Genomic DNA, 25,099 nt, shown 5'->3' on the forward strand with positions numbered 1-25,099 from the left:
CCTAACATTTACATGGGGGGAGATCAGTACTTATTATTTTTATGTGAGTAGACAATTTTTTTGATTGTTTCAACGGAAAGGTAATATTCCTGTGCTAGTTGCTCAATATAAGTTCCTTTTCTGAAAGCATCTCGAATAGCTGCATTACGATGGTCTAACCTCTGTCTGATACCACTAGAAGTTCCCCATTTTTGATAGTCATTTTCAGGCTTAGGAATATAAAGCGTTTCCCCTTGTACATATTTTTGAATTTCTAAAATTAGCTTTTCAGGTAAAACCTTCTGTGCGTTAATATACTTCAATTTTACTCGCTCCTTATTGTGAATTGGAATAAGGGAGCAAAGCCAATTGATCAGAAAAGCTTATTTAGCGATAAAATTAAATTTTACGCCCCATGCAAAGTATCGCCTTTCTTATTACTGGCTTTGCACGAGTGTGAGAAGTATCAGACAATCGTATAGGATTCTCCAACTATAAGCACCTCCTTAAAGAGTGGATTATTGAGTCGTTTTTACGCTTTGAAGTCCATTAGTTAGCTTCCATCATTAATTATATATCACGCCTATTGAATAACCGAAATTAACCAGTACATAACTTGATCAGCGACTGGGAGCTACTTGTATAGTTTCGATTTTGGATTGCTTTGGATTGAATGTCTTCTAGTATGATTACCGAGATAGTTGGATGTGTTGTGATGCAACAAAGTCGCATCACAACACATTTTTTTCGGTAATCGTATGATTGCCCTTCATCCGGCGCGCTCCAAATAAGGTTTTTGGGACGAAAGAATAGCTGGCTTTTCACCTGGAGAAAAGCCGCCAAAGATGCAATTTTGGCGGCTGATGCTTTCTCTATGGTTTTTTCTTATTTAATTTAAAGAAGTGTCACTTTCTACTAGGCAACACAAGCTTAGATGGATCATTTTCACTAAAAGTAAGCAAGGAACACATTGTACAAAGTACAAAAGTGACCGAAATTGTATCTTCGGGCACTTACAATTGTTATAGAAAGTCATCTATTCTTTTCTTTCAAAACAACAGCATTTTTCACTTGAACATTGGAGGAACGCGACAGGCGACTATTAGCGACAGGATTACTGAAAAGAGCGTGACTAGAAGTGACGCTAGCCCCCCCCAGTAAATCTGTCATGAATAGTTAGCCGAAAGCGGTCCAAAAATGGTCCAGTGAAAATGGGGGTTATCAACCCCTTCTCACTAGTACAATATTTCACGACAAATAGGACTCCCTCTATCCTATCCGCTTTTTTAGGATAACAATCTCAATGATCTCGGTTCACTAGATAATTCAACAAATGCTTCAAAAAAGTCGTATTACGTGGTATTTCTTGCAACGTTTCCATCGCAAAACAATAATGTTCCCACATCGCGTTTCTGGCACCGACAACACCTAAGATTGATACAAATGTCGTACTGTTGTTTTCAGCATCTTTTCCACTGGGTTTTCCGAGTACGTTCTGATCTCCTTCAACATCAAGCAGGTCGTCCTTAATCTGAAATGCAATGCCGGCATGACGGGCGAATTTTTTCAAAGCTTCCATTTCCAACTCCGTTGCCTTTGCGAGAATTGCAGGCATTAGGAGAGAAGCTTCAAATGCGATTCCAGTCTTATAAAAGCACATCGTATTCAATTGTTCCAGCGTCAATTGTTTGTCTCTGGACTCCAAGTCCATCGCCTGTCCCCTACACATATCCCCTACGATTTTGGACGAATATCCAATCAAGCTTAGCACCGTTTTCGGGTCGTACTGCTCAAGAGTTGTTTGTTCTTCAACCGCTTTTTGGGTCAGGAAAAGTCCAGTTAATTCAGCTGTGGCAATGTCATAGACCTGATGGAGGGTTTGACGCCCTCTACGCGTTGGCGCATTATCCTGGGATGGCATATCGTCAAAAATGAGGGATGCCGTATGCATATATTCCAAGGATCTCAGAAGTGGTACGATGGACGACTGATTCAATCCATATTCGTTCACACCCATGACCCAAGTTATGATTGGCCTTAGTCGCTTTCCATCACTTTGCAGACTGTAATTTGCCGCTTCGATTATCGGCTCTCTCATCAAAGAGGCATTCGCTATTTCGGAAATAGGTAGTACATCGTTGATCTGATTGCGTACAGTTTTGATCGTATCTAAAAAGTCTTCCTGCTCTTTCCGTTCACTTTTCAGATTCGTAATCATATGATCTCGCAGCAGTTTATCAAAGAAATCCACATCATCTGCTTTTCGAACCATACTTTGAATGACTTTATTGAATTGAGGATTTCCGGAAGCAAATAAATGCATAACTTCGTTGTACTTTTTAGTTCCCATACGTTTTTTAAATCGTTTCAGCCCGTTTATTGCACGATCCAGTATCACCTCGCGCGTCTTGCTATCTGAGTTATAGACATTATGGATCAAATTAGAGATGACCGTCCAGTACAATTCAAAGGGATTTATGAGATCCGCGCGCTTATCATGATACTTCATATAATAGGTATAGGGTGTTACTCTTCCTTCATTTAAGTCATCAAACATATCTGCAAAATCATCCGCTAGCTGATTGTAAATGCCATATAAGAATGTTCGGTTGTCAAAGCCCTCATCCTCAGGAGCACTTATTACTGAACGGGTAATCAATCGTGAAGAAGAGGATTTTAAAATGACAGGTATATAAAGCTCTTCATTGGTGTAATTCGCATTGGATAGATTCTTTACGCGATCCACTTCCTGTGCATTAAAAAACACATAGGACTGCTCGAAAAAACTTTTTCTTGTCTCTGGCTGCTGAAGGCCCTTAATATACTCAAAGGCATCACGGAGCTCCGAATGGATAAATCGAATGAGTTCCGCGTTTTTCCCAGTCCACTCTTCCCATTCAGGAACAGATCCTGCGATAAGTGTGGACCGTATTAAATCGGAATATCGTTTTTTCTCTTGAATTGATAACACGTTGGCATCCAGAAGGTCGTCAATGAATGGATACGTCAGACCATAGGAATACCCAAGCCTAATCGCTTCATCAAGTTTCCACATACGTTCTTCAGGCGTAATCTCAGCGTCCATTTCTTCAATCACATGCAGGATTACCCCTGCTATGATTTTAATAAGTTTTCGCTTGGCTTCCTCAGCATCCATCCCCTCTGGAATATGGGAGGTTACAGTCTTTAATTTGTCCAACACCCAGATCATGGTGGATTCAATGCCTTCCTTCTGGGCAAGCCGGTACATTCCAGCCATGCTAAACGTCTCCAATTTGCTTCCAGGATTTGATTGAGTTAGGTGATTTTTTAAATTCTCAACTGTACGTCGAACCCTGGTCTGTGTGTCAGGTGAGTCCAAGGCTTTGCCCAGATCTCGCATGTAAATATAGGAAATACTCCGATCCAAGTAATTATCTAGTTTACCTGTGTAATTCAACCATTGGATATAACTGTGATATCCCTTGGAATCAGCTCCTCCCTTTCCACGCGAAAAAATAGATAAGAACGGGAGAGGATGAATATGGTGCTGCTTCCATGCCTTTATATCTTTTATCAAAACAGGGACAACCATTTTTTGCACGAGCTGTTCAGAAAGTGATTTAAAATAATGAGCAGCCTTCTGCTCAGCCAACCGATAGCGTGCATCGGCATTTTTTTTAAACTTCTCATTCATATGAATCAATACCTCTACTTAAAGTTTTCATATATATATGTATGCAATATTGGTCAAATCAATGTTACTAACCTAAACACTATCCCAAACTTTTAACAAAAACTAAATTTATTTTATTCAAGAAAACGATACACAGACTGAAAAATAGTGTTTGTGCATCAAACGAAGACAAGCAACTCAGACGAGTTAGTCATACAGCTGATTTTGATTGCTTTATTATCAAATTGTAGCGTATACGCCAAGTTTTTTCATGCGCAGGCACCTGAAATTAAGATAGTTCTACATAAGGAGTAATACGTATATAGATACAATGAAGCACATTGGTTACAACCCCAAAACTAAATCAACATAAAGTATTTCTTTATTGAAATGAACAATGGCGCACTCACGATAACGAGATTTACCAATCGTTAATGAATCGAGGAGGTTAGACAGTTGAGGGCAGCTATTTACGAATCCTATGGTACTCCTGAAGTCCTGGAAATAAAAAATGTCGAACTACCATCCATCAAGGATGATGATAGGGTATTGATAAGAGTGCATAATGCTTCGGTCAATGCATTTGACTATTTGCACCGAAAGGGCTATTTGCCTACTAGGTTACAGAATGGTCTTACAAAGCCCAAAACGCTACTATTGGGCTTAGACGTCTCGGGTACTGTTGAAGCGGTCGGCAAAAATGTACATAAATTTAAGGTTGGCGATCATGTTTTTGGGAGTTGTCTCGGATCCCATGCAGAATATGTCTGCCCTCGTCAGAGTTTACTGAGTCTAATGCCGAAGAACACAACCTTTGCGGAGGCAGCTGCTGTACCTTGTGCTGCTCAAACTGCATTGCAAGCATTGCGAGATGTAGCACAGATAAAGCAAGGCCAAAGCGTCTTGATCTATGGTGCATCAGGTGGCGTTGGGCACTTTGCTGTTCAGCTTGCTAGATACTTTGGGGCTGATGTAACCGCAGTTTGTAGTACTTCGAATCTACAGTGGGTTAAAGATCTTGGAGCACATTACGTGATAGATTATACCAAGGAAAATTTTGCGGATAACGGTAAAAAGTATGATGTCATTCTGGATGCGGTTGGTAAGCGGACTTTCTTCAGTTGTTTGCGTTCTCTAACCGAGAAGGGTGTTTATATTACAGAACACCTACTCTACCCCAAGTATCATCCAATTCAATTGATGATAAGCCCTTTGATTAGTAAGAAGAAAGCGAAGGTGCATCTTGCAAAACCTACTGACAGAGATTTGGACTTTTTACGCGGGCTTATGGAGGAAGAAATAATAAAACCTGTTATTGAGAAGTGCTATCCTTTGGATCAGATCGTAGAGGCTCACAGGCATGTTGAAAGTGGGCGAACAAAAGGGAAGATTGTACTTGAAACAAACTAAATATCCCTATGCCACGGACTAACGTTGTCCTTCGACTGCGCCTGATTGAACGGTTGAATAAGGGTCAGGATCGCAATCTGGCCCTCATCTCCGCCTCAGCGCTGGACGGCAGGCATGCTTATCTTCGCTGCATTGGCACCCCTCGCGTCCCAGTTTTGAAACAATTCTAAGCTGTTCCCCCACCCCTGACAAACATTCCATTTGAGAAGAATCCTAAGATCCAAAAATAGCTAAATACTGATTTTGCAAAACAAATCGATTATCTTTCCATCCTAAAGTGTTCAAAATATATCCTAAAGAATCTGCATTATATCTTCCAGCAATTTTTTGATAGGCTAAAAGCTCATAAACTCCATTTGAATCAAAATCTATTGGATATAAGCCACTCAAAGGGTTCACAAAACCAGTTATCGGACTTTTTAGTTTCCCATTGTCATCATATATTTCAGCTAAATACTCAGCACCTTTTGTAGATATATCGATAATGTACTTTTTATTATTTGCCTTGCTAACAACTTCAACTTTGTAGTTGTCTTGATAAGTAACATCATATTGGTATCGATCATTATAAATAGTAAAATCAAAAAGTAATTTTGCTTTATTACCAACAAAGGAAACAACATAATAGTACATAATTCCACCACTACCACCTGTAGCAATACTTATTAAAATATCAGCTACACCATCCCCAGTAAAATCACCCAAGAATAAGGAAGGATTATACCCTACATTTTCACGAAGTGGGATATTTGTTACCACGCCAGTTCTTCCATCCTTAACGTGAAGGGTTATATTTTGAGTAAATGGACTATCTGGAGTCTTTATTCCAGTTAAATAGACATAATCAGCTACTCCATCTCCGGTTACATCTCCCTGAGCAAACGCAACAATACTGGGCTGACTCATAGTAGCCTTAGAATAATATACATCCATAACATTCCCCTTTTCAATATGACTTTAATTATCTCTATCCTATGGCTTAATAGAGTGATTGCTACTCGTTGTGTAACATTTCACATGTGTTGATGAACCAAAACCTTCCAGTAAATAACTTAATCAGACACTAGTCGCAACGTGTACAGCTGCTTTTTGATTGCCGTGGATTAAACATCTTCTATACCATTATCGAGATATCTTGATGTGTATGGATGCGACTTTGTCGCGCTCAAAATGCATAAGTCCATGAAGTGTTAAAGCTTAGTGTTGTGTGCCTGTGCAACAAAAAACAATCACGTACAGGTACCTGAAATTTTTTCCAGAATCTAAAATTAGGTTTTATTATTTGAAAGCGGGGTATTTCAAATACTATCACCAACACTATAAAAATAATAAAAATCATAGGAGGAAATTGATATGGCTGATAAAAAATATGTAGGCACATTCCAAAATGAAACTGAGGTTTTAAATAAGATTTACGAGTTAAAAACACAGGGGTATTCTGATAATGACATTTACATAGTGACAAATGATACGGATAAACTATCGATTGTACGTGGAGAAACAGATGTCGATCTTCGCACACCGAAAGGTAACCTGAAGGACAAATTCATAGCTTTCCTCACCGGAGATGAATCCGTCAAAGGTGAATTCACTAACATGGGGTTCACTGAAGAAGAATCCAACCGCTATTTCAATGAAGTCAAAGCTGGTGGAATTCTGCTTTACGTAGACCCAGAATACGGAAATCTCTATGAAAATACTGGGACGGAACATCAAGCCGGGTATACAGATCCGAACATCGGCTCAAATCTTGTCGTGGATAATTATGATAATATGAATATAGCTATGGATGCAGAACGGGAAGAACGTCTGCAACTGCATGAAGAGAAGCTCAAAGTCGACAAAGAACGCTATCAGGCGGGCGAAGTAAACGTCACTAAGCATGTTGTAGAAGATACACAAACGGTTGAAGTACCCGTTACGCGGGAAGAAGTCTATATTGAACGACGCGCCGTAACTGAAGAGACTGCTGCTGGAGAAGTGTTTGATGATGGCGAAAACATTCATATTCCCGTCATGGAAGAACGAATTGAAGTGACAAAACGTCCTGTTGTCAAAGAAGAAATCATCGTTGGCAAGCGCGAAGTCCATGACACGGAAACGGTCAGTGAAAGAGTGCGTCGTGAAGAAGCGGATATCGACCGGACGGATGATGTATTGAATGCACAAGAGAGAGCAGCCATTGATCCATTGGAACCGAATCGATTTGAGCGTAATGAATTAAAAGACACCCCTTCGAGCAATCGTAATCGATTTTAATAGTTTAAAAAGAAGCTTGCATAAGTAGACATTCTGCTTAAGCAAGCTCCTTTTTTTGAGTGAATTAGTTTGTGTGCTTGTGCAACAATTACTAATTCCTCCGAGATAACCTCCGCTGAAGAAGAGTGAGAGCTACCTAACACTAAACTTTTCACTCAATAGCTGAATCGCTGTTTCGGATAAAACCGCTGCTCCGCCTCCTTCTCTCCCCTCTTGCTTCTCCCTTTCACGTTACAGCGTTTTGTAGTGCTGAAAGTGCAATCAACAGCATTAGAACCATCGATTCACCTTAATTCGTTATCTTATTTGACGATTAGTGTATCGTGTAATCTTTCCTCTTCTTTCGATTCTGGAGAATAATGTACATAGTAAATTGCCGTTGGAATGTCTTTAGATTCCTTGAGATGGGCAATGAATTGGTTAAATTTTTCTCCCATTACTATCTTTTCTTCATTTCGTTTCGACAGTTCTAGATTGATTTCAGGATTGGCGGCTGATGCTGTCTCTATGTCTCTTTCTTATTTACTTTAATGAAGAATCTCTATCTATAAGACAACACAAACTTACATGCATAATCTTTACTAAAAGTAAGCAAGGAACCCATTGTACAACGTACAACAGTGCCCGAAATTGCATCTTCGGGCACTTACACACTCCATAGAATGCCATCTATTTTCCTCTTCCACAACAACCGCATTTTTCACTTCAACATTGTAGGAACGCGACAGGCAACTAGTCGAAACAGTATTACTGAAAAAAGTGTGGCTAGACGTGACGAAGTCACGTCTAGCCACACTTTGACCTCTCAGTAAATGTGTCACGTATAATTAGCCGAAAGCAACCCGAAAATAGTCCAGTGAAAATGGTGCTGCACTAGATCTAAAACCCGTCTCATGAAAGTATTCCAGATTGTAATTGAACAACACCAGACTTTCATAGAACTCTCTCCAGCAACCCTATTTCATTAAAAAGTTATGAATTAAAATCATATATCTGACCTTTAATCAGATATGCCGCACTCTCAGCTATATTTGTAATATGGTCTGCTGTTCTCTCAAGATAACGATTTACAAACAATAACTGGACAAGCTGATTTGTTTCTTCTGGATGTTCACTTAGATATGCAGTCAGTTTCTTATAGTTTTCACGACTACATTGATCCACTTCATCCTCTAAGTCCCCAACTTCTTTAGCAAGTACCATACTTTCCTCTAAAAAAGATTGAAGTGCTTTTCGGAGCATCTCAATTGATAGTTCATTCATCTTCTCTACATGTGTAAGTTCTAGTAAAGAGGTCGTCTGACCAATCTTAATGGTTGATTTTGCAATATTTACGGCGAAATCCGCAACCCGTTCAATTTCAGATGAAATTTTTAGTACACCAATAATCTCGCGTAAATCCCTCGAAATAGGCGCTTCTTTTGCCATGATCCAAATTGCAAACTGGTTAATATCCATTTCAAGTTTATCAATTGCTGTATCGCCCTCTATGGTTTTAATAGCAAGCTCAACATCTTGTGTTTTCAAGGCTTTCACTGCTCTTTCTAGAGCAGTAATGGATAGCTTACCCATTTCGGTGATTTTAGTTTTTAATTCCTCTAAGTTTTTCTCGAAGTTTTCACGCATACCCCTTTATTCCCCCCTATTATCCAAATCGACCTGTCACATAATCTTCTGTTCTTTGATCCTTAGGCGTAGAGAAAATTGTATCTGTATCATCGTACTCAACAACTTCTCCGTTTAAGAAAAAGGCTGTTTTATCCGAAATTCGTGCAGCTTGTTGCATGTTATGAGTAACAATAACAATTGTATACTCTTTTTTCAACTTTGAGATAAGTTCTTCAACTTTCAACGTAGAAATCGGGTCGAGTGCGGAAGTAGGCTCGTCCATTAAGATCACATCTGGTTTCATCGCAATGGCACGTGCGATACAAACACGTTGTTGCTGACCACCAGACAAACCAAGTGCTGATGTTTTAAGACGGTCTTTGACCTCTTCCCAAATTGCAGCCCCGCGTAAACTCTCTTCCACTAGTATATTTAATTCTTTTTTATTCGTTATGCCTTGCCCTCTTGGACCATAGGCAACATTATCGTAAATGCTCATTGGGAATAAATTCGGTTTTTGAAATACCATTCCCACTTTTGTCCGCAATTTGATGACATCACTTGAACTATAAATTCTCTCCTGATCAATGACAACTTCACCTGTAATTTTCACACCATCAATTAAATCATTCATTCGGTTTAATGTTCGTAAAAAAGTGGATTTGCCACAACCTGAAGGTCCGATTAAAGCAGTAACCTCATTTGCACGAATAGCAAGATCGACACCGAACAGCGCCTGTTTCTCACCATAGAATAAATTCAAATCCGTTACATTAATTTTCGATATACCTACTTTGGGTTGCTCCATATGCACAATTACCTTTCCTACTTGATTTTGTTTGATCGTTGGTTCCATTACTGCTGTACTCATTGACAACGACTCCTTATTTGTTGGATCCTTTGTTTAATTTTTTCGATATATATGTTGCCGAAAGGTTGATGATTAAAATAATAAAGATTAGAACAATACCCACTGCTGCAGCAAGTTCAATGTCTCCCGATTCTTGTGTCACTAAGTAGGAATGAACCGTTAACGTTCGAGCCGATGAAAAGATCCCCCCTGGCATGGCAGCAACAGTTCCTGCAGTTAAGAAGATGGCAGCTGACTCACCAACAATCCGTCCAACAGAAAGGATGATACCAGACAAAATCCCCGGCATAGCATTAGGCAAAATCACCTTATATAAGGTTTGCAGCTTCGTTGTTCCAAGCGCTAACGAACCTTCACGATATGCAGCCGGTACTGTTTTTAAGGCTTCTTCGGTTGTGCGGATGATGACAGGCAAAACAATAATCGATAATGTTAATGAAGCCGCAATAATCGACATCCCTAACTTTAAGGTCGTTACAAAGAATACTGCCCCAAACAAACCGTAAATAATCGAGGGTATTCCTGTTAAACTCTCTGTTGCAAAACGTATGATTTTTACCAATCGTCCTTGCTTCGCATATTCTTGCAAGTAAACGGCCGCTAATATCCCAATAGGTGTTGCAATGATCAACGAAATAACAATTGTGTAGATCGTTGTTACAATCATTGGCCAAATACCACCGCCGCCAGTTGGTGAATAATCGCCAAAGATGAATTCAAAACTGATTAAACGAAAGCCTTTATAAAAGATGAATCCAACAATCATGACGAGGACAGCAACCGATATGAAAGCGGATAACCATAAAAGTCCAAGTAACAAGTTATCTTTAAATTGTCTCATGTTAGTTGCCACCCTTCGCACTGATTCTGGCCAATACAAAATTCAAAATTAATATAAAGGAGAACAACACAATTCCCGTTGCAAATAACATTTCCTGATGTGTACCAAATGCATAACCCATTTCTAAAGCAACATTTGTCGTCAATGGACGAACACTATCTGTTAGGCTCGTCGGGACAATTAAACTATTACCAGCCACTAAAATAACTGCCATCGTTTCCCCAATGGCTCTCCCTAACCCTAAGACGACTGCCGTCATAATTCCTGATTTAGCAGCTGGTACAATGACTTTAAAAATGGTCCCAATATGAGATACGCCAAGTGCTAATGATCCTTCACGATAGGTTTGAGGGACAGCACGAATCGCCGTCTCTGCCACAGTCACAATTGTGGGCAACATCATGATTGCTAACACAAGAATAACAGCTAATAAGCTTTGTCCTTTCACTAAACCGAACGTATCCTGTAGAAAAGGAACAATAATTGCAAGTCCAAATACACCATATAATACAGATGGGATACCCGCTAGCAACTGAATAGCTGGTGATATAATTTTAGCTACCCGTTTAGAGGCAATTTCTGCTAAGAAAATAGCTGTAAATAAACCAATAGGAACCCCAAGAATCAATGCGCCAATTGTTGCGTAAATGGATGCAACAATCATTGGGAATATACCGAATTTATCTTCACTCGGGATCCAATCAGAACCAAAGATGAAATCTATAAAGCTATAGCCCTCTGCTACAAAGGGATGAGCTCCTTTATAAAATACAAATCCAATGATTAACAATAAAGTGATGACTGAAAGAAGTGCGCACAGCAAGAATATTCTTGAAGACACCTTCTCTAACATATACTTCCTTTTATTTGCTTTACCGATTGCTACGGACTGCTTGTTAGTTGTTGGGATAGACACACTTTATTCCTCCAAAATCACGCTCAGAATTATGTTTTTGTCATTTTTATTTTATAGGAATGGCTCCTGCTTCTGCTGCAATGAGTTGTCCATCTTCACTTAAGATGAAATCTATAAATTGTTGACCAGCTTCTGTTAACTGGCCTTCTTTATGCACAAATAAGAAGGGTCTAGACAAATTGTATTGTTTTTTCAGAACATTTTCTGCTGTTGCTGCTACGCCATTAATATCGATTGTCGAAATGGACTCATCAATATATTCAAATGAAACAAAGCCCACTGCATGCTTATTGTTCCCTACTGTTGTTTTAATATTACCGTTACCACTTGCGATAATTGCGTTCCTTATTAATTCGCCAGAGCTGTAATCGACAATTTCTTGGAAAGCATCACGCGAACCTGAACCATCCTCACGAGAGACAACAACAATTTCCAAATCATCTCCACCAAGTTCTTTCCAGTTCGTCACTTTACCTGTAAAAATCTTCTTTACTTCCTCTATCGTTAGATCTTTTACTTTATTAGTTGGATGCGTCACTACGACAATGCCGTCATAAGCAATAACGATTTCTTTCAATCCACTGGCTCGTTCTTCTTCCTTTAAATCACGCGAAGACATACCGATTTCAGACACACCACTGATTGCATTGGTAATCCCTGCAGATGAACCAATTTGGTTGATTTCAATCTTCGTATTGTCTTGCTCTGAATAGGCGTGAGCCAATTTTTCAGCAAGCGGCCCAACAGAGGTTGATCCTGAAATAGAAACTGTGGCGCCACTACCTTTTGACGCTTTTTCGTTAGGTTCCTCATTGCTTGTACATGCGGATAGTACAGCAACTAGAGACAGCATTAAAATTGCCGTTTTCACTCTTTTCAAACTGATCATTTGTGACCTCCTAGAAATAGGGTAGGAACTTTTCTTGTCGTATCTTGTCTACTACTAGAATAAATGCCGAGTGTAAATTTTCAACAGGTATTTTGTAAAGGCTTTGTAAATTTCATTAATAACAACATGCTTTGTATTAAAAATTGTAAATAATTCCTGATTGACAGGCTGATTTAGGATGTGTTGAAATTGAAACTTTATACTTTCTACTTATTTCACAACAAAAAATAGCCTTGGACTAAGAGAACCCTACACGATTACCGTTAGTTGTCCGTTGCTCCCCTATAATGGTCGAGGTAAAAGTGCTCTTATTTATTTAAATGAAAGAATAGATGCTTCTCTATCTTTTTTCAAAGCGCCCGAAGATACAATTTCGGGCGCTACACCCTCTTCTATGATTTGCCCATTGCATTTTACATAAAGACACATCTATGAAAACGTGATACTTTCGGTCTTTTTCAAACGAATATAAATTATTTCATGAAAAATGTCTCCTTTCCTTCCCTAACTCTCTATATAAGGGGTAAGAGGAGGTGATACACATGGCAGCAACAATCGAATTTCAACAAGCAGCTGGTAAGGTTTTCTTCGACGGCGGTTTGACTGAGGGCGGCAAGCTTATCCGTAAAGCGAAGACGTACCGCAACATCAAGGAAAATGCACCAGCTGAGAACTTGTACAAAGCGCTGGAACAACTTGGTCGGCTTTCAACTCTGCCGTTCATCGGAGCGGATATCGTGGAAACATCGAGTTTGATTGACTAATTGGAAAAGCGCACTCAGCCACACAGTCTGAATAGAAAAGGAGGGATGAAAAATGGCTAAAACACTACAATTGAATTTCAGCACAGCAAGTGGAAAAAAGGTGACTCTGACGGTGGATGAACCCCGTGCAGACTTGACACCGCAAAGCATCGAAACTGCGATGCAGGAGATCATTGACGCGAATGTATTCGAAATAAATGGCGCACCACTTGCAACAGTTGTTGGCGCTCGCGTTATTGAACGCAATGTAACAGAACTTGTAAACGGCTAACGATAAACAAAGACCGGTTCACCAGTTTACGAACTGGCGACCGGTCTTTTTGAAATACTAGAAAGTATATGTTTTTCAACTTGGAGCAGTGCCTTATGCCTGTCGCCCCTACCAAGGCGCTTGCGCTTTTTTTATTGTAAGAGAGGAGGAAACGAGATGGAACAATGGATGAGTCTCATACAGGAAGTCGGTTTCCCGATATTCGTATCATTCTATCTTTTGCACCGGCTCGAAACAAAACTCGTCGCAATCCATGATGTGTTAGTTACATTAAAAATGCAGTGAATTTTAATCCATCTTTACTCGTCGGAAATTCCAGACGGATAACTCACTAGCGTTGCATAGCTGCGTTCTAAGCGTACCTACTTTGGAGAAAGGAGGGGAATTAATGTTTAGTAAACCATGCGATGGTCGTGTCACATCACCTTTCGGTTACCGGATCCATCCGATTAGTCATTTACGAGCGATGCACTGGGGTGTGGATTACGCAAATACGTCATCAAACAATACAATCGTTGCTGCAGCTGCTGGGAACGTTACTTTTGCTAAGTCTAAAAATGGGTATGGAAACACAGTAATGATTGTCCACTCCATAGGTGGACAGACGTTTGAAACCGTCTATGCACATCTACAGTCCTTCGGTGTGAAAGTCGGACAGACAGTGAAACAAGGCGAACCTATTGGCGTGAAAGGGTCGACTGGAAAAAGTACAGGGATCCACCTTCATTTCGAGCTCCACACCGGTCGTTGGAATAACAAGTTTACGAATGCAGTTGATCCGTTACATTATGTTGTGGATCCGAAAGTGAAGCAGCTACAAAGCTTGCTCGTCAAAGCAGGTTACAAAATAGCTATGGATGGACTAAACGGGCCCGCTACAACGTCTGCAGTGAAGTCGTTTCAGCAAGCTTCCGGTCTTGTTGTGGACGGAATTATAGGAAAGTTGACGACAGCTGCACTTGAAAAGATAGCGAAGGGTAAAGTAGTCCAAGTCTCGAATCCAAAATCCGAGGTGCAGTAAGCAAAGAGCCCAATTTCTCATTTTTATGAGAAATTGGGCTCTTACGAGTGCGTCTAGGACTAGTTCGTTGGACAGTTCCGGAGGTTGTTGGACACTTTACGAAATTCGTTGGACAGCTCGGCATTGTTGGACACTTTACGATATTCGTTGGACAGCTCGATTGTACTAAATGTCGTCATGACTGTATTAGATAAATGGCATTCAATAATCTATCGAATCCCCTCTGCTTCCAGTCTGTCCTTTGCCACCAAATGGATTTCCAAACGCATCACTTCACTTTTACAGGTAGTTTACAGGTTGAAAAATCGTGTACGGAAAATGAGACTCGGTTACAGTCCCAATTATATACGCTCGTTCTCATTTCAATAGAAGACGACATGATGAGCAACATATATACTGTCACCAACTATGTATTTACCATCGTGAGTTTTAGTTTCAAACGCTTTCATTCTTTCGTTTCTCACACTCTCATCGGTGTTCCGATTGTCCTATATTCAATCTTACCTTTTAGTTTGTAAGCTTTTTGTACCCTTAAATCGAATGCGGATCTACTTATATCAATGATCTGGGTACTGCCGTCACTAAAGATGATCTTTGTTCTGTTCCCACCAATATCGAAATAATCCTTAATATGATGTAATGCAAACCACATACAGTCCCCATTATAGGGTGACTTACTTGGAATCCAATAAATACCGAGCTTTTCATTTACAATCACGGGGGGCATGTGACCATTTCCTAAAATCATATTAGCCCCATCTGTTGCGCCCCTAAGACTAGAACCGTAATAACGCAAATTATAATCCATTAGTAAAGTAGGTGCCAAGTCTACATCGAACGACCCGTTGACATCCCTCACAATCGCTCGCAAACAGCCAGATTCATCATATCTAGGTAAAAACGAAATCGTGTCATAATCGAGTACAAAGTTATTTGTATGTAGCATATTCCCAGCTCCCTTTTTATCTTCTTCCTATCGATTTTTCATAAAAGGGAGTATACTAACTATAGGTTGGTATACTCCAATCTGCTCCCCCGAGTCAGTCTTCCACGACTATAGTGACTCGGGGTTTTCCTTGATATGCTTCCACTTCACACTTTACTCACCTCCTTTGTGGCGCAGCCAAGCGACTAGCGCTTCAATATTTTCTTATCATTCGCCATTTTTTTCGATAGATTCAATGATAAAACCCCGAATGTCAGTCCTTTTTTAGGATCAAGCTGCCATTACACTCAGATTCAATAGTACTCCTGAACCAGAAATGATATTTTTTTGTGTCATTTATCCTATTATATACCAAAGTCTATTCAATTGTCTAACTATTCCCATAATCTTCAGTCACTTCCGTCAATAAGGTATTAATGAAAAATTCTAACCCTCCTAGACTGATAATACGTGTAAAGCACGTAGACTAAAAACCCCGCATCAGACGCGTCTGATGCGGGGTTTTTAGCACTATTCACTTGTCGATTATTACTTTTAGTCGTCAAACAAATTTTGATTAATAGTTCCATCGCAAAATCATTTGATAATTAAACAATTACCATGTAATTCATCATCTTTCATCCACCAATTTATCATCTATTGCTAGTTTAAACTACCAAAACACTCATTGGATTCCCTTTTTCGATTGAACTACGATGGTCTTACCCGGGAATACAAAAGCATCGTGCACGGTCTTGGAAGGCCGCTCAAATGACAAATTTTGAAGATGTTTTGGCGCAGTATGAACCAATGATCTCTGCATCTATCCGTAAATTGAACATTTACCGCGATCATGATAGTTTCAGACAAGCAGGCAGAGTCGCATTATGGCATGCGTGGACACGTTTTGACGAAACCAAAGGGGATTTTACGCCGTTTGCCTATCGAAGTATTCGAGGTGTGATGCTGGACGAAGTGAAAAAAGAAAGTCGATTCGAAGAGAACATCGCTCAGGTGGAAGAAGAACTCCTCCTAGATGAAACCGAAATCAAATTCGATATTTATTTTGGAGAGAACAATGAACTTGAAGCAGTGTTGGCTATATTGTCCCCTACTGAACGGGAAATAATCCAATTGTTGTTCTTCAACGACCTCTCGCTTGCCGAATGCGCTGAAAGAATAGGCACTTCTGTTCTAGCACTCAAGCAACGAAAGCGGCGAATCCTCGTCAAATTAAGAAGGAAATTAGTATAGAAAAGCGGAAGGCGCCGCCCAGCTCCGACAGGCATAAGACGATTTACGAAGAGGGCGTCCTTCAGCCCTAGCAGTAAAACGACTTATGACCCGAGGAGTTGGCGCCTGTAGCTGGATCACATAGAAAAGCGAAAGGCGCCGAGAAAAGGAAGGCAGTCAAAGATCGTCGCGTCCTGCGGCAATTAGGAGGGATGCAGTTCAATCCCTCCCCACTGCATGACCTACATCCTGTAGGCCTCCGCATAAGACAAAAATAAGAGGCAACCTAAAGTTGATTGGGTTGCCTCTTCTCTTTACGTTTATGAGACTTCCCAGTTTTCAGGACAACCTTTAACTACTCTTTTCACTTTCAACTTCCTTATTATTTGTCTGTTTAAATGAGTCCAGGCAACAAAATCCCAATATGCTAGCCATCATCTAAAAAAATAAAAAAATCTTTTTCCACAAAAATGTCTCCTTTACCCCACTTTTCTTCTATATAAAGAATAAAGGGGATATTCTCAATGACAACTTACCTATCCGAATACGCACACTTCACAAACAAACGCGATTTAGACGTAGCAACAAGGCAGCACGTACTCGCACACTGGAACGCTATGAACCAAACTGAGCGGGCTGTTCTTGATATGATCCGTCGTTACTCCGTTAAATACGGCGCTGCACACTTAAAACACGAAACAATCGGAAAGGCTATCAAGAAATCCAACGCAACTGTACGACGCGCAATTCGCAAATTAGAAAAGCTCGAAATCATCGAACGCATTCACTACATCCGCCCCGTAATGAGCGGTCTAGGCGCTAACATTTACGTCATTAAACCTACTAATGACCAGTCGAATTTGAACACTCCGGAGAAAGCTGAGAAGCCTTCTGTCAGTAAGGTAGAACCCGTTCATTCAGCAACCGAAGCTTCTCTTTCTAAAGCGATAAATACTAAAGATATTAAAAGAACGTCTCCTCCGGAAATCGTGCCTACTACGCTTTTCGGTAAGATGAAATCTTTTCTTTCTTCAACAATCGGAGAATGCAAATTAGCACGCAATTTTTACGGTGTCTACCGCCACCAGTCCCTGCAAATGCTGAAATTTAGTATCCATGAAGACAAAGGAGAGCTATTCGAACAATTGGGCATGCAAGCCCTTCGTATTTCGATTCAAACAACCAAACGGAAAAAAATCGGGAATCTGCCAGGCTATTATGCAGGCGTCTTGCGCGAACTCATCACCAAGGCATTATTCAGCGATGCTTTTATGGATTATGATGTGGCTGTTGAGGAGTTTTACTTACCAGTTGGAAGGAATTCAGTGTGAGGATTAAGTTTCTAGCAGGCCTATCAACCCCCTGGTCAGGGATGATAGCAACTATATCATTTCGACCTTTGGGTATAATCGGATGAACATGGACAAGACAAAATGGTACCGCATTAATTATACAAAGCTGCACTATCAGGCGGTGCAACATGCGCCATCGACGACTGTAAATTCAGCTCAAGAGGAAGTGCGAATTGCCCCCTCTACAGCAGGCAAAATGCCCCTAGCAATAACCAAAAAGAATAAGAGTATTAAAAAAGACCTTGTCGAGAACGATCTCGACATTGTGTCTGTCATTGATTATTTGAATGACAAAGCGTGCAAGCAATTTAAAGCGTCTTCGAAGGTGACTGCACGATTGGGAAAGGGCGTTTCAGTGGCGGATTGTAAAAAAGTCATTGACACGATAGCTAAGAACTGGCTGGATGATCCACATTGGCAGAAGTATTTACGCCCTTCCACGTTAGTCAATGCGACGAACTCCGAAAATTATTTGGAAGAATCGAGGGCCAGTGACTTGCCAGAAAACAGTCCGCCAAAGCCCCTCGAATTAGACTTCAGCAAAGAGAAGGCGTAACAGATGAGGTGTCATGAACTGATTGAAAAAAGTGTGTAAGGAACGATGTTGGCGAAGAATTATTTAATCGTCGATGGTGATGTGTAATGCAGACTAGAAGTACAGGCCTTTGCAATTAATTTGTACAAAGTTATTGCATGGGAATCTCATGTAAATAAAAAAAGGACTTACTAGACATCCAGGGCAACCTCTACTGTTAACGTGCGAACTCAAAACAGATGGAGGTTAAGGAAGGATGCAAACAGTGCTAATTGTGTGGGTGCCTATGAAACAAAAAATAAAAAACCAATAGAGATTAGATAATCAGGTACCTATCTAATCTCCAGTTCATAAATATGAAATTGTAGTGAATTATCGTTTTTTTTGTGCACAGGATACCTAAAATTATTTAATGTACCGTCAACGTTCACACTACACTACTTAAACTTCGTCTCCATTTGCGTCCATCCCTACGATGCGTTGGTGGTATGTGGTGGTAATAGACAAATGGAAGATCCATGTCCTTGACGCTATCTACATAAGTCCCATTTACATAGGTAAGGTCACCTTTTCTAGAAAGCGCTTTTTCAAGATCTTCGTCAACAATTGTAATCGTCCCACTATCCCTCTTTCTCAGATTATCGATCAATTCTTGAGTATCTTTATTGTTGCCCAATATAATAAAAGCTCTCATCATACATATAACCCCACTTCTCTTTTTTTTAATAACACCATCTTTAAGTACAGAAAGCTAGACATGTTTCTAATTACTCGTACATAATTCAGAAACTGATGCACATGCTCCCTATAAGTCTATAGTATCATAAATTCAGAATAAATAAACATTAATAACTAATTATTTGGTTGCCTGTGCAGCAAACAACGAAGAACAATTGGAAAAAAGTAGAAAAATACAAATAAGATTAGATATTGAAGTAAATACCTAATCCACGCCTAATAAATATGCAATTCTTAAGGATTGTCGGAATTGATACCTGAAATTAATTTACTACTACATTGTCTAGCCCTTTCTCCGAACATGTCCACAACGGCTGCAACGATCAGAGTAGTAACTCATCCGATGATAGCCTGACAACTTACATCTCCATTTCCCAAACCATTTTCCGATGATAATCCCTCCTCATGTATAACAAAGAAAAACTGTAATCCATTTGGTATTAATTCCTTTATTATACATACATTATGCTTTATTACCTACTAAATATTTTTATTTTCTATTTTTTATATGTAAATATATATTTTGACCTATATCGCAAGTTGGTATTTGTGGGACAAACAACAACGATTAATTCACAATATTTCATTAAATCTCAAAAAAGATTAGATATTGTAGGAAATACCTAATCCACTCCTTATAAATTTGCAATCGTAGTGAATTATTGGAATAGTATCGTGCGAAGGTACCTGCATTTTAGGCATCGCTTTTTAATACTCAAAAATCGGTAACCGCGCAACAAATTATTCACATTATCGAATAAAAATGCAAATAAGATTAGATATTATACTAAATACATAATTATCACCTTATAAATATGTAATTGTAGTGAATTTGCGGAATAGAGTCATTAACAAGCACTTGACACTATTTAATTATTGAAATCCCGTATATAATCAAGACTATGAAGGTTCCATTGTCTATGAGCTTGAATTTGAGCTACTGGGCAGATGAGCACACAAACGCAGATAGAATAATACATACGCATTATAGGAGGAACACAGGTGAGTGGAGTAACAATTGTTGCCATCGGCGGAAACGCGTTGGTTAAAGGGAATGGCTTTAATTCAATTCAAGATCAATATGAAGTAGTGCAAAAAACGGTTATTAATATTGCTGATATGGTGGAAGAAGGCTTTAAAGTTGTCGTTACACACGGAAATGGACCACAGGTAGGTTTCGGTCTTCGAAGGTCTGAAATTGCACTTGAACAAGAAGGAATGCCTTTAATCCCGCTCGTTAATTGTGTAGCGGATACACAAGGCGGGATTGGCTATCAAATTCAACAGGCATTAACAAATGAATTTGCAAGAAGAGGTATTGATAAAAAAGTTGCTACTCTTCTAACTCAGGTTGAAGTAAGTTCAGATGATCCGGACTTTAAAAATCCAACAAAACCTGTGGGATCATTTTATACATTTGAACAATCTGAACGAATGAAGGCAACACATCCGGAATGGAAATTTATTGAGGACTCCGGAAGAGGATACCGGCGTGTGGTACCATCCCCTAAACCAATTAATATACTTGAAAAGGATGCTATTAAGTCCCTCATTGACTCAAATTTTGTTGTTATTGCAGTGGGTGGTGGTGGAATCCCTGTCGTGCAGCGGGAAGATCATACATATGAAGGCATAGATGCAGTTATCGATAAAGACTTTGCGACAAGTCTTTTAGCGAAACAAATTAACGCAGATACGTTAATTATTACAACGGGTGTTTCAAGGGTCTGTATTAACTTTGGTAAACCCAACCAAAAAGAATTGGAAGTAATTACAATTCCACAGACAAAGCAATATGTCCTTGAAAACCATTTTCCTGAAGGGACTATGTTGCCTAAAATAGAGGCAAGTTTAAGCTTTTTAGAGGAGAGCGGGATGAGAGTTATCATTACGAATACCGAAAGTTTAAAAGACGCAATCAATGAAAAAGCAGGGACACATATCATTAAATGAGTGCTTTAATAGGGGGTTACAGGCATGGATAGAAGAAAAAGATTTGAAGCATTATTTGCTACTATAAATCAATACAATACAGGTGATAAGGGAATTACAAGAATTGCTTACTCCAACGAGGAGCAAACATGTACCCATGCTTTTATGCGGATGTGCAAGGCTGAAAATCTTGAAATTCGCATGGATTCTTGTGGAAATGTTATTGCCAGACGGCAAGGAAAGATTGAAGGGCTCCCTCCTGTTGCCATGGGCTCACATTTAGACACCGTCTACCAGGGCGGGAAATACGATGGTGTGCTAGGCGTCACAGCTGCATTGGAAGTGATCAAACGCCTAAATGAAAAAAAGATTGAAACAAACCATCCGATTGAAGTGATTTCATTTGCGTGCGAAGAATCATCCCGTTTTGGTGTATCCACAGTTGGAAGTAAAGCGATGACAGGGCTATTTGATAAAGAGAAATATCGACATTTAAAAGACAAAGATGGCATTACATTAGAAGATGCACTCTCTTATTGTGCACTTGATATTAATGGTATCGATCAGGCAAGTCGAGTGAATGAAGAATTCAAAGCTTTTTTTGAATTGCATATCGAGCAAGGTCCAGTATTAGTCAATAATCATAAAAAAATCGGTATTGTTACAGGAATTGCCGCGCCGCTTAGGCTAATCGTTAGAATAACAGGTAAAGCATCGCATTCAGGCACGACTCCGATGAATATGAGAAAAGATGCGCTTCTTGGGGCAGCAGAAATTGCCTTGGAACTTGAGAAAGTTGCGAAGGCAGAGGAAGACTTTGGTACTGTCGCTACATTAGGCGTTATGGAAGTATTCAATGGGGCTATGAACGTCGTGCCAGGAGATGTGGAATTGAAAATTGATATGAGATCCACTTCGTTACAATCAAGGCAACGCGTGCAAGATCATTTAGTGCAAACGATCGCTTCCATTAAAGAGAATAGAAAGCTTGAAATAGAAAGTATTGAAATTAGTTCTGAGGACCCTGTACTTCTAACCCCAGAAATTAATAATGCGCTAGAAATGGTTTGTAAGGACAAGAATATCCCCTATCAACTCATGCAGAGTGGGGCTGGCCATGATGCCATGAACATGACCCGGTTATGTCCTGTAGGGCTTCTTTTTGTTCCATCCGTAGACGGAATCAGTCACCATCCAAATGAATACACAGCGATTGAAGATATCTTAATCGGAATTGACGTATTGGAAGAGGCAGTTCTTCGTTTTGCAGTAGTCGAGTAAGCAACCTGGTAATTGTGAAATCGATTCAATTGAATCAATTTCACAATTACTTATTTCATGTATAAAGACGAACTATATAATTCATCTACCAATTCATTGTCCGTCAATTTTACGAACTACTCTCGTTGATTGTAGCGGAAGATGGCGACTCCTGCGGGAACAGCGCGAGCTGAAGACCCCGCAGGAGTGAAACGACGAGGAGGCTGAAGCCGTGCCCGCGGAAAGCGTCCATCTGAAGCGGAAATCAACATTGTTCGTTTTTCCCGTTTAATAATCCTATTATGAAATAGATTCAATTATATAAAAATTAAAAGAAGATTAGATATTGAAGTAAATACCTAATCCACGCCTTATGAAGAAAGGGTACCGACTATTGAATCGGTACCCTTCCATTGTTACGTTATGAAATTTGGATGTATTGTCCCTCGTCACTACTTTGAAGCGTTGATGCGAAGTCGACTGAATCGCTTTGGAATGTAAAATTTGTTATAAACTAGCGGGTATTTTTCATTCAAATAGACGCTTTCAACGATGAGGTCACAATGTTCTTCGTCAAAAATCCGGTACTTTTGTGTAGGTGCATTACCTGCAGTCGAACGCTTGATAGCTATCGTAGCATGGTTTGCAATCCTATACACGTCATCTTCCAAAACGTTCAGCAGTTGCTTTTCGTCCTGTAAATCTAAGCCAAGCTCAGACACAGTTTCGATCGCCATAAATGTAAACGCATAGGCGACTACTCTTTCTTCACTCTTATACCAACGCTCAATTGCAACGACTGCAGACATTTTCCTTTTCAGTACTTTCTGGGTATAATCACTTTCCAAATCAAGCCGGAAACTAAACTCTACTTCATCAATCGTTTCGCTATGGCATTTATGAATAGGGTTTCCCAAAGACTCTAAACCAGGCTGCACAGACTCATTCTTAGACTTGGTGATGAAATTCCCTTTTCCATGGATATTCTTCACCAATCCATCATCTTGTAATAGAGCCAAAGATTGTCGTAAAGTCATTCTGCTTACGCCTAACAGTTTTGCCAATTCAGGTTCTGAAGGCAATTGACTCTCCGCTGGAAATACCCCATCCATGATCATTTTATATAATTTATCATAGACCTTAATAGAAAGTGGTTTTTTTAGATTTTGACTATTCTTTATATTGCCTTCCATTTTGAATCACACTCACTTAACTTTATTAGCCTAATTTGACTTTACGAGCCACTAAAAGCCAGTATACCATTAAAGAGACAAGTGAAATGAATGTAAGTATAAATAGGATGTTACTGTAAAGGCTTGCACTACCCTCGCCTATAAAACCTAGCATATTCTGTTGCAGCGATTTATTATCCATCATTGCAGCTACGTATGCTATTCCAATCGAAGCGGCAATATTCAAGCACAAGTTATAAAATCCGAGTGCCGTCCCCGACTGCTCCTTAGATATTGTACCTATCAACATATCTAGCATAGGTGCATACATAAGAGCAAATGAACCGGAGAATAAAATCATAGAGAAAACAAATACCCAAACGGATGTCTCAACAAACAAACCACCCAATAGTAAACTAGTTGCAATTAATGAAATGGCAAGCATGATACATTGTTTACTTCCAAGAACTTTTGCAATTTTACCCGACATTGCGCCGATTAAAGTTGCAATCAGATAAGCTGGAATGAATAACAGGGAGATCTTATCTAATTTCAGACCATAGATGGATTCAATCAAAAATGGGAACATGAAAATATAAGCGAGTTGGATTGTGTATATGATAAATGCTACCGCAAACACGGATAGCATCCGCTTATTTTTAAAGAACGAAATTTGGATGAATGCTTTATTACTTTTACTGATGAACAGCAAGAAGAGAACGAGGGATAAAATGAATAGACCGAAATACAACCAGCTAAACTTCGTTACATAAATGATTAAAGTAGCGGCAACAGCGGCGATTAAGAGTAATCCAATTACATCCACTTTAAAGCCTTTCGATTTTTCCTTTGGAAGGTATTTCAAAATAAATGGCAATATTAACAGTGTCAATAAAGGAATGAGAAATAGCGTGGTCCAATTTAAATAAGTAGACACATATCCGCCAGTCAACGTTCCTATAACAAGTGCAATCGAATAGGCGCTTGTACTAAAACCTAAAAACATCTTCTGTTCTTCTTTAGGCATATTTTTTGCAACAAAAATGATATACAACGTTTCAGTCGCCGCCAAACCAGCGGACTGTATAATCCTTGATACAACAACAAGTGCAAATGAATGTTGGAAGATAAAGCCCAAAATTGAACCCGCACAAATAAGTAGAATACCGGCGATCAATAAAGTCCGTACACTAATCGTATCCGAAAGTGTTGCATATACGACCGCCCCTATGCCAATAACAAGTCCAGCCAATGTCACTTGCCAACTGACAGTCGTAGATGAAAGTCCAAAGTCATTAGCAAGATCGATAGAAATTATTTTAAACGAGTTATCGATGATTAGTGAGAATACAAACAGAAACAATATTACAGGAACAGCTTTTCTACTATTGATCAAATGTGTATTGGTTGTATCTTGAGCTACCTTAGCCATTTCTCCACGTCCTCACAAACTTAAATTTCACTGCGG

At 39.5% G+C, this 25,099-nt stretch carries 23 protein-coding genes; 11 read left to right on the forward strand and 12 right to left on the reverse strand.

Annotated elements, in window-relative coordinates:
• Positions 1–23 precede the first annotated feature (23 nt).
• Positions 24–302, reverse strand: a complete 279-nt coding sequence (locus tag FQ087_RS12915; RefSeq protein ID WP_149581003.1) for a CD3324 family protein — start codon at positions 300–302, stop codon at positions 24–26.
• A gap of 977 nt (positions 303–1,279) precedes the next feature.
• Positions 1,280–3,655: a polyprenyl synthetase family protein gene (locus FQ087_RS12920; RefSeq protein ID WP_149581004.1), complete on the reverse strand. Its 2,376-nt coding sequence runs from the start codon at positions 3,653–3,655 to the stop codon at positions 1,280–1,282.
• A 435-nt stretch (positions 3,656–4,090) separates the two neighbouring features.
• On the opposite strand from FQ087_RS12920, the gene FQ087_RS12925 reads away from it, so the two are divergent.
• Positions 4,091–5,044, forward strand: a complete 954-nt coding sequence (locus FQ087_RS12925; protein WP_149581005.1) for an NAD(P)-dependent alcohol dehydrogenase — start codon at positions 4,091–4,093, stop codon at positions 5,042–5,044.
• A 213-nt stretch (positions 5,045–5,257) separates the two neighbouring features.
• Here the strand turns inward: FQ087_RS12925 and FQ087_RS12930 are convergent, their stop codons facing one another.
• Positions 5,258–5,977 (reverse strand): VCBS repeat-containing protein, encoded by a 720-nt coding sequence (locus FQ087_RS12930; protein WP_149581006.1) that lies wholly within the window; start codon positions 5,975–5,977, stop codon positions 5,258–5,260.
• A 420-nt stretch (positions 5,978–6,397) separates the two neighbouring features.
• Here FQ087_RS12930 and FQ087_RS12935 point away from each other — a divergent pair, with 420 nt between their 5' ends.
• Complete coding sequence (locus FQ087_RS12935) at positions 6,398–7,303, forward strand: YsnF/AvaK domain-containing protein (protein ID WP_149581007.1); 906 nt, start codon at positions 6,398–6,400, stop codon at positions 7,301–7,303.
• A gap of 972 nt (positions 7,304–8,275) precedes the next feature.
• On the opposite strand, the gene phoU is transcribed toward FQ087_RS12935, so the two are convergent.
• From phoU to FQ087_RS12960, 5 genes are all read right to left on the reverse strand, one after another.
• Positions 8,276–8,929 carry a phosphate signaling complex protein PhoU gene (gene phoU / locus FQ087_RS12940; RefSeq protein WP_149581008.1) on the reverse strand — a complete coding sequence of 218 codons (654 nt, stop codon included), beginning with the start codon at positions 8,927–8,929 and terminating at the stop codon, positions 8,276–8,278.
• Positions 8,930–8,948: 19 nt separating this feature from the next.
• Positions 8,949–9,719, reverse strand: a complete 771-nt coding sequence (gene pstB, locus FQ087_RS12945) for a phosphate ABC transporter ATP-binding protein PstB (protein WP_149581468.1) — start codon at positions 9,717–9,719, stop codon at positions 8,949–8,951.
• A 76-nt stretch (positions 9,720–9,795) separates the two neighbouring features.
• Positions 9,796–10,623, reverse strand: coding sequence for a phosphate ABC transporter permease PstA (gene pstA / locus FQ087_RS12950; RefSeq protein ID WP_149581009.1), 828 nt, complete (start codon positions 10,621–10,623; stop codon positions 9,796–9,798).
• Position 10,624: 1 nt separating this feature from the next.
• Positions 10,625–11,539 (reverse strand): phosphate ABC transporter permease subunit PstC, encoded by a 915-nt coding sequence (gene pstC, locus FQ087_RS12955; RefSeq protein WP_223145607.1) that lies wholly within the window; start codon positions 11,537–11,539, stop codon positions 10,625–10,627.
• Positions 11,540–11,585: 46 nt separating this feature from the next.
• Positions 11,586–12,428: a phosphate ABC transporter substrate-binding protein gene (locus tag FQ087_RS12960; protein ID WP_149581010.1), complete on the reverse strand. Its 843-nt coding sequence runs from the start codon at positions 12,426–12,428 to the stop codon at positions 11,586–11,588.
• A 542-nt stretch (positions 12,429–12,970) separates the two neighbouring features.
• Between FQ087_RS12960 and FQ087_RS12965 the strand changes: the two genes are divergently transcribed.
• From FQ087_RS12965 to FQ087_RS12980, 4 genes are all read left to right on the forward strand, one after another.
• Positions 12,971–13,192: a DUF1659 domain-containing protein gene (locus tag FQ087_RS12965; protein ID WP_149581011.1), complete on the forward strand. Its 222-nt coding sequence runs from the start codon at positions 12,971–12,973 to the stop codon at positions 13,190–13,192.
• A 52-nt stretch (positions 13,193–13,244) separates the two neighbouring features.
• Positions 13,245–13,463 (forward strand): DUF2922 domain-containing protein, encoded by a 219-nt coding sequence (locus tag FQ087_RS12970; RefSeq protein ID WP_149581012.1) that lies wholly within the window; start codon positions 13,245–13,247, stop codon positions 13,461–13,463.
• 156 nt (positions 13,464–13,619) lie between these two features.
• On the forward strand, positions 13,620–13,748 hold the full coding sequence (locus tag FQ087_RS12975; RefSeq protein WP_149581013.1) for a YvrJ family protein: 129 nt from the start codon (positions 13,620–13,622) through the stop codon (positions 13,746–13,748).
• A gap of 103 nt (positions 13,749–13,851) precedes the next feature.
• Positions 13,852–14,484, forward strand: coding sequence for a peptidoglycan DD-metalloendopeptidase family protein (locus FQ087_RS12980; protein ID WP_149581014.1), 633 nt, complete (start codon positions 13,852–13,854; stop codon positions 14,482–14,484).
• 460 nt (positions 14,485–14,944) lie between these two features.
• On the opposite strand, the gene FQ087_RS12985 is transcribed toward FQ087_RS12980, so the two are convergent.
• Positions 14,945–15,430, reverse strand: a complete 486-nt coding sequence (locus FQ087_RS12985) for a competence protein ComK (RefSeq protein WP_149581015.1) — start codon at positions 15,428–15,430, stop codon at positions 14,945–14,947.
• Between the two features lie 750 nt (positions 15,431–16,180).
• On the opposite strand from FQ087_RS12985, the gene FQ087_RS12990 reads away from it, so the two are divergent.
• The 3 genes from FQ087_RS12990 (at position 16,181) to FQ087_RS13000 (ending at position 18,550) form a co-directional block, all read left to right on the forward strand.
• Complete coding sequence (locus FQ087_RS12990) at positions 16,181–16,663, forward strand: sigma-70 family RNA polymerase sigma factor (protein ID WP_149581016.1); 483 nt, start codon at positions 16,181–16,183, stop codon at positions 16,661–16,663.
• Between the two features lie 503 nt (positions 16,664–17,166).
• A complete protein-coding gene (locus FQ087_RS12995; protein WP_149581017.1) occupies positions 17,167–17,973 on the forward strand; it encodes a helix-turn-helix domain-containing protein in 807 nt (268 codons plus the stop codon).
• 82 nt (positions 17,974–18,055) lie between these two features.
• Positions 18,056–18,550 carry a conserved phage C-terminal domain-containing protein gene (locus FQ087_RS13000; protein WP_149581018.1) on the forward strand — a complete coding sequence of 165 codons (495 nt, stop codon included), beginning with the start codon at positions 18,056–18,058 and terminating at the stop codon, positions 18,548–18,550.
• A 406-nt stretch (positions 18,551–18,956) separates the two neighbouring features.
• Here the strand turns inward: FQ087_RS13000 and FQ087_RS13005 are convergent, their stop codons facing one another.
• Positions 18,957–19,226, reverse strand: coding sequence for a hypothetical protein (locus FQ087_RS13005; RefSeq protein ID WP_149581019.1), 270 nt, complete (start codon positions 19,224–19,226; stop codon positions 18,957–18,959).
• Between the two features lie 1,043 nt (positions 19,227–20,269).
• Here FQ087_RS13005 and FQ087_RS13010 point away from each other — a divergent pair.
• Complete coding sequence (locus FQ087_RS13010) at positions 20,270–21,220, forward strand: carbamate kinase family protein (RefSeq protein WP_149581020.1); 951 nt, start codon at positions 20,270–20,272, stop codon at positions 21,218–21,220.
• A 24-nt stretch (positions 21,221–21,244) separates the two neighbouring features.
• Positions 21,245–22,480 (forward strand): Zn-dependent hydrolase, encoded by a 1,236-nt coding sequence (locus FQ087_RS13015; RefSeq protein WP_149581021.1) that lies wholly within the window; start codon positions 21,245–21,247, stop codon positions 22,478–22,480.
• Between the two features lie 431 nt (positions 22,481–22,911).
• Here the strand turns inward: FQ087_RS13015 and FQ087_RS13020 are convergent, their stop codons facing one another.
• Positions 22,912–23,652: a GntR family transcriptional regulator gene (locus tag FQ087_RS13020; protein ID WP_149581022.1), complete on the reverse strand. Its 741-nt coding sequence runs from the start codon at positions 23,650–23,652 to the stop codon at positions 22,912–22,914.
• 25 nt (positions 23,653–23,677) lie between these two features.
• Complete coding sequence (locus FQ087_RS13025; RefSeq protein ID WP_149581023.1) at positions 23,678–25,063, reverse strand: MFS transporter; 1,386 nt, start codon at positions 25,061–25,063, stop codon at positions 23,678–23,680.
• Positions 25,064–25,099: the final 36 nt, after the last annotated feature.

Source organism: Sporosarcina sp. ANT_H38 (assembly GCF_008369195.1).
GTDB lineage: Bacteria > Bacillota > Bacilli > Bacillales_A > Planococcaceae > Sporosarcina.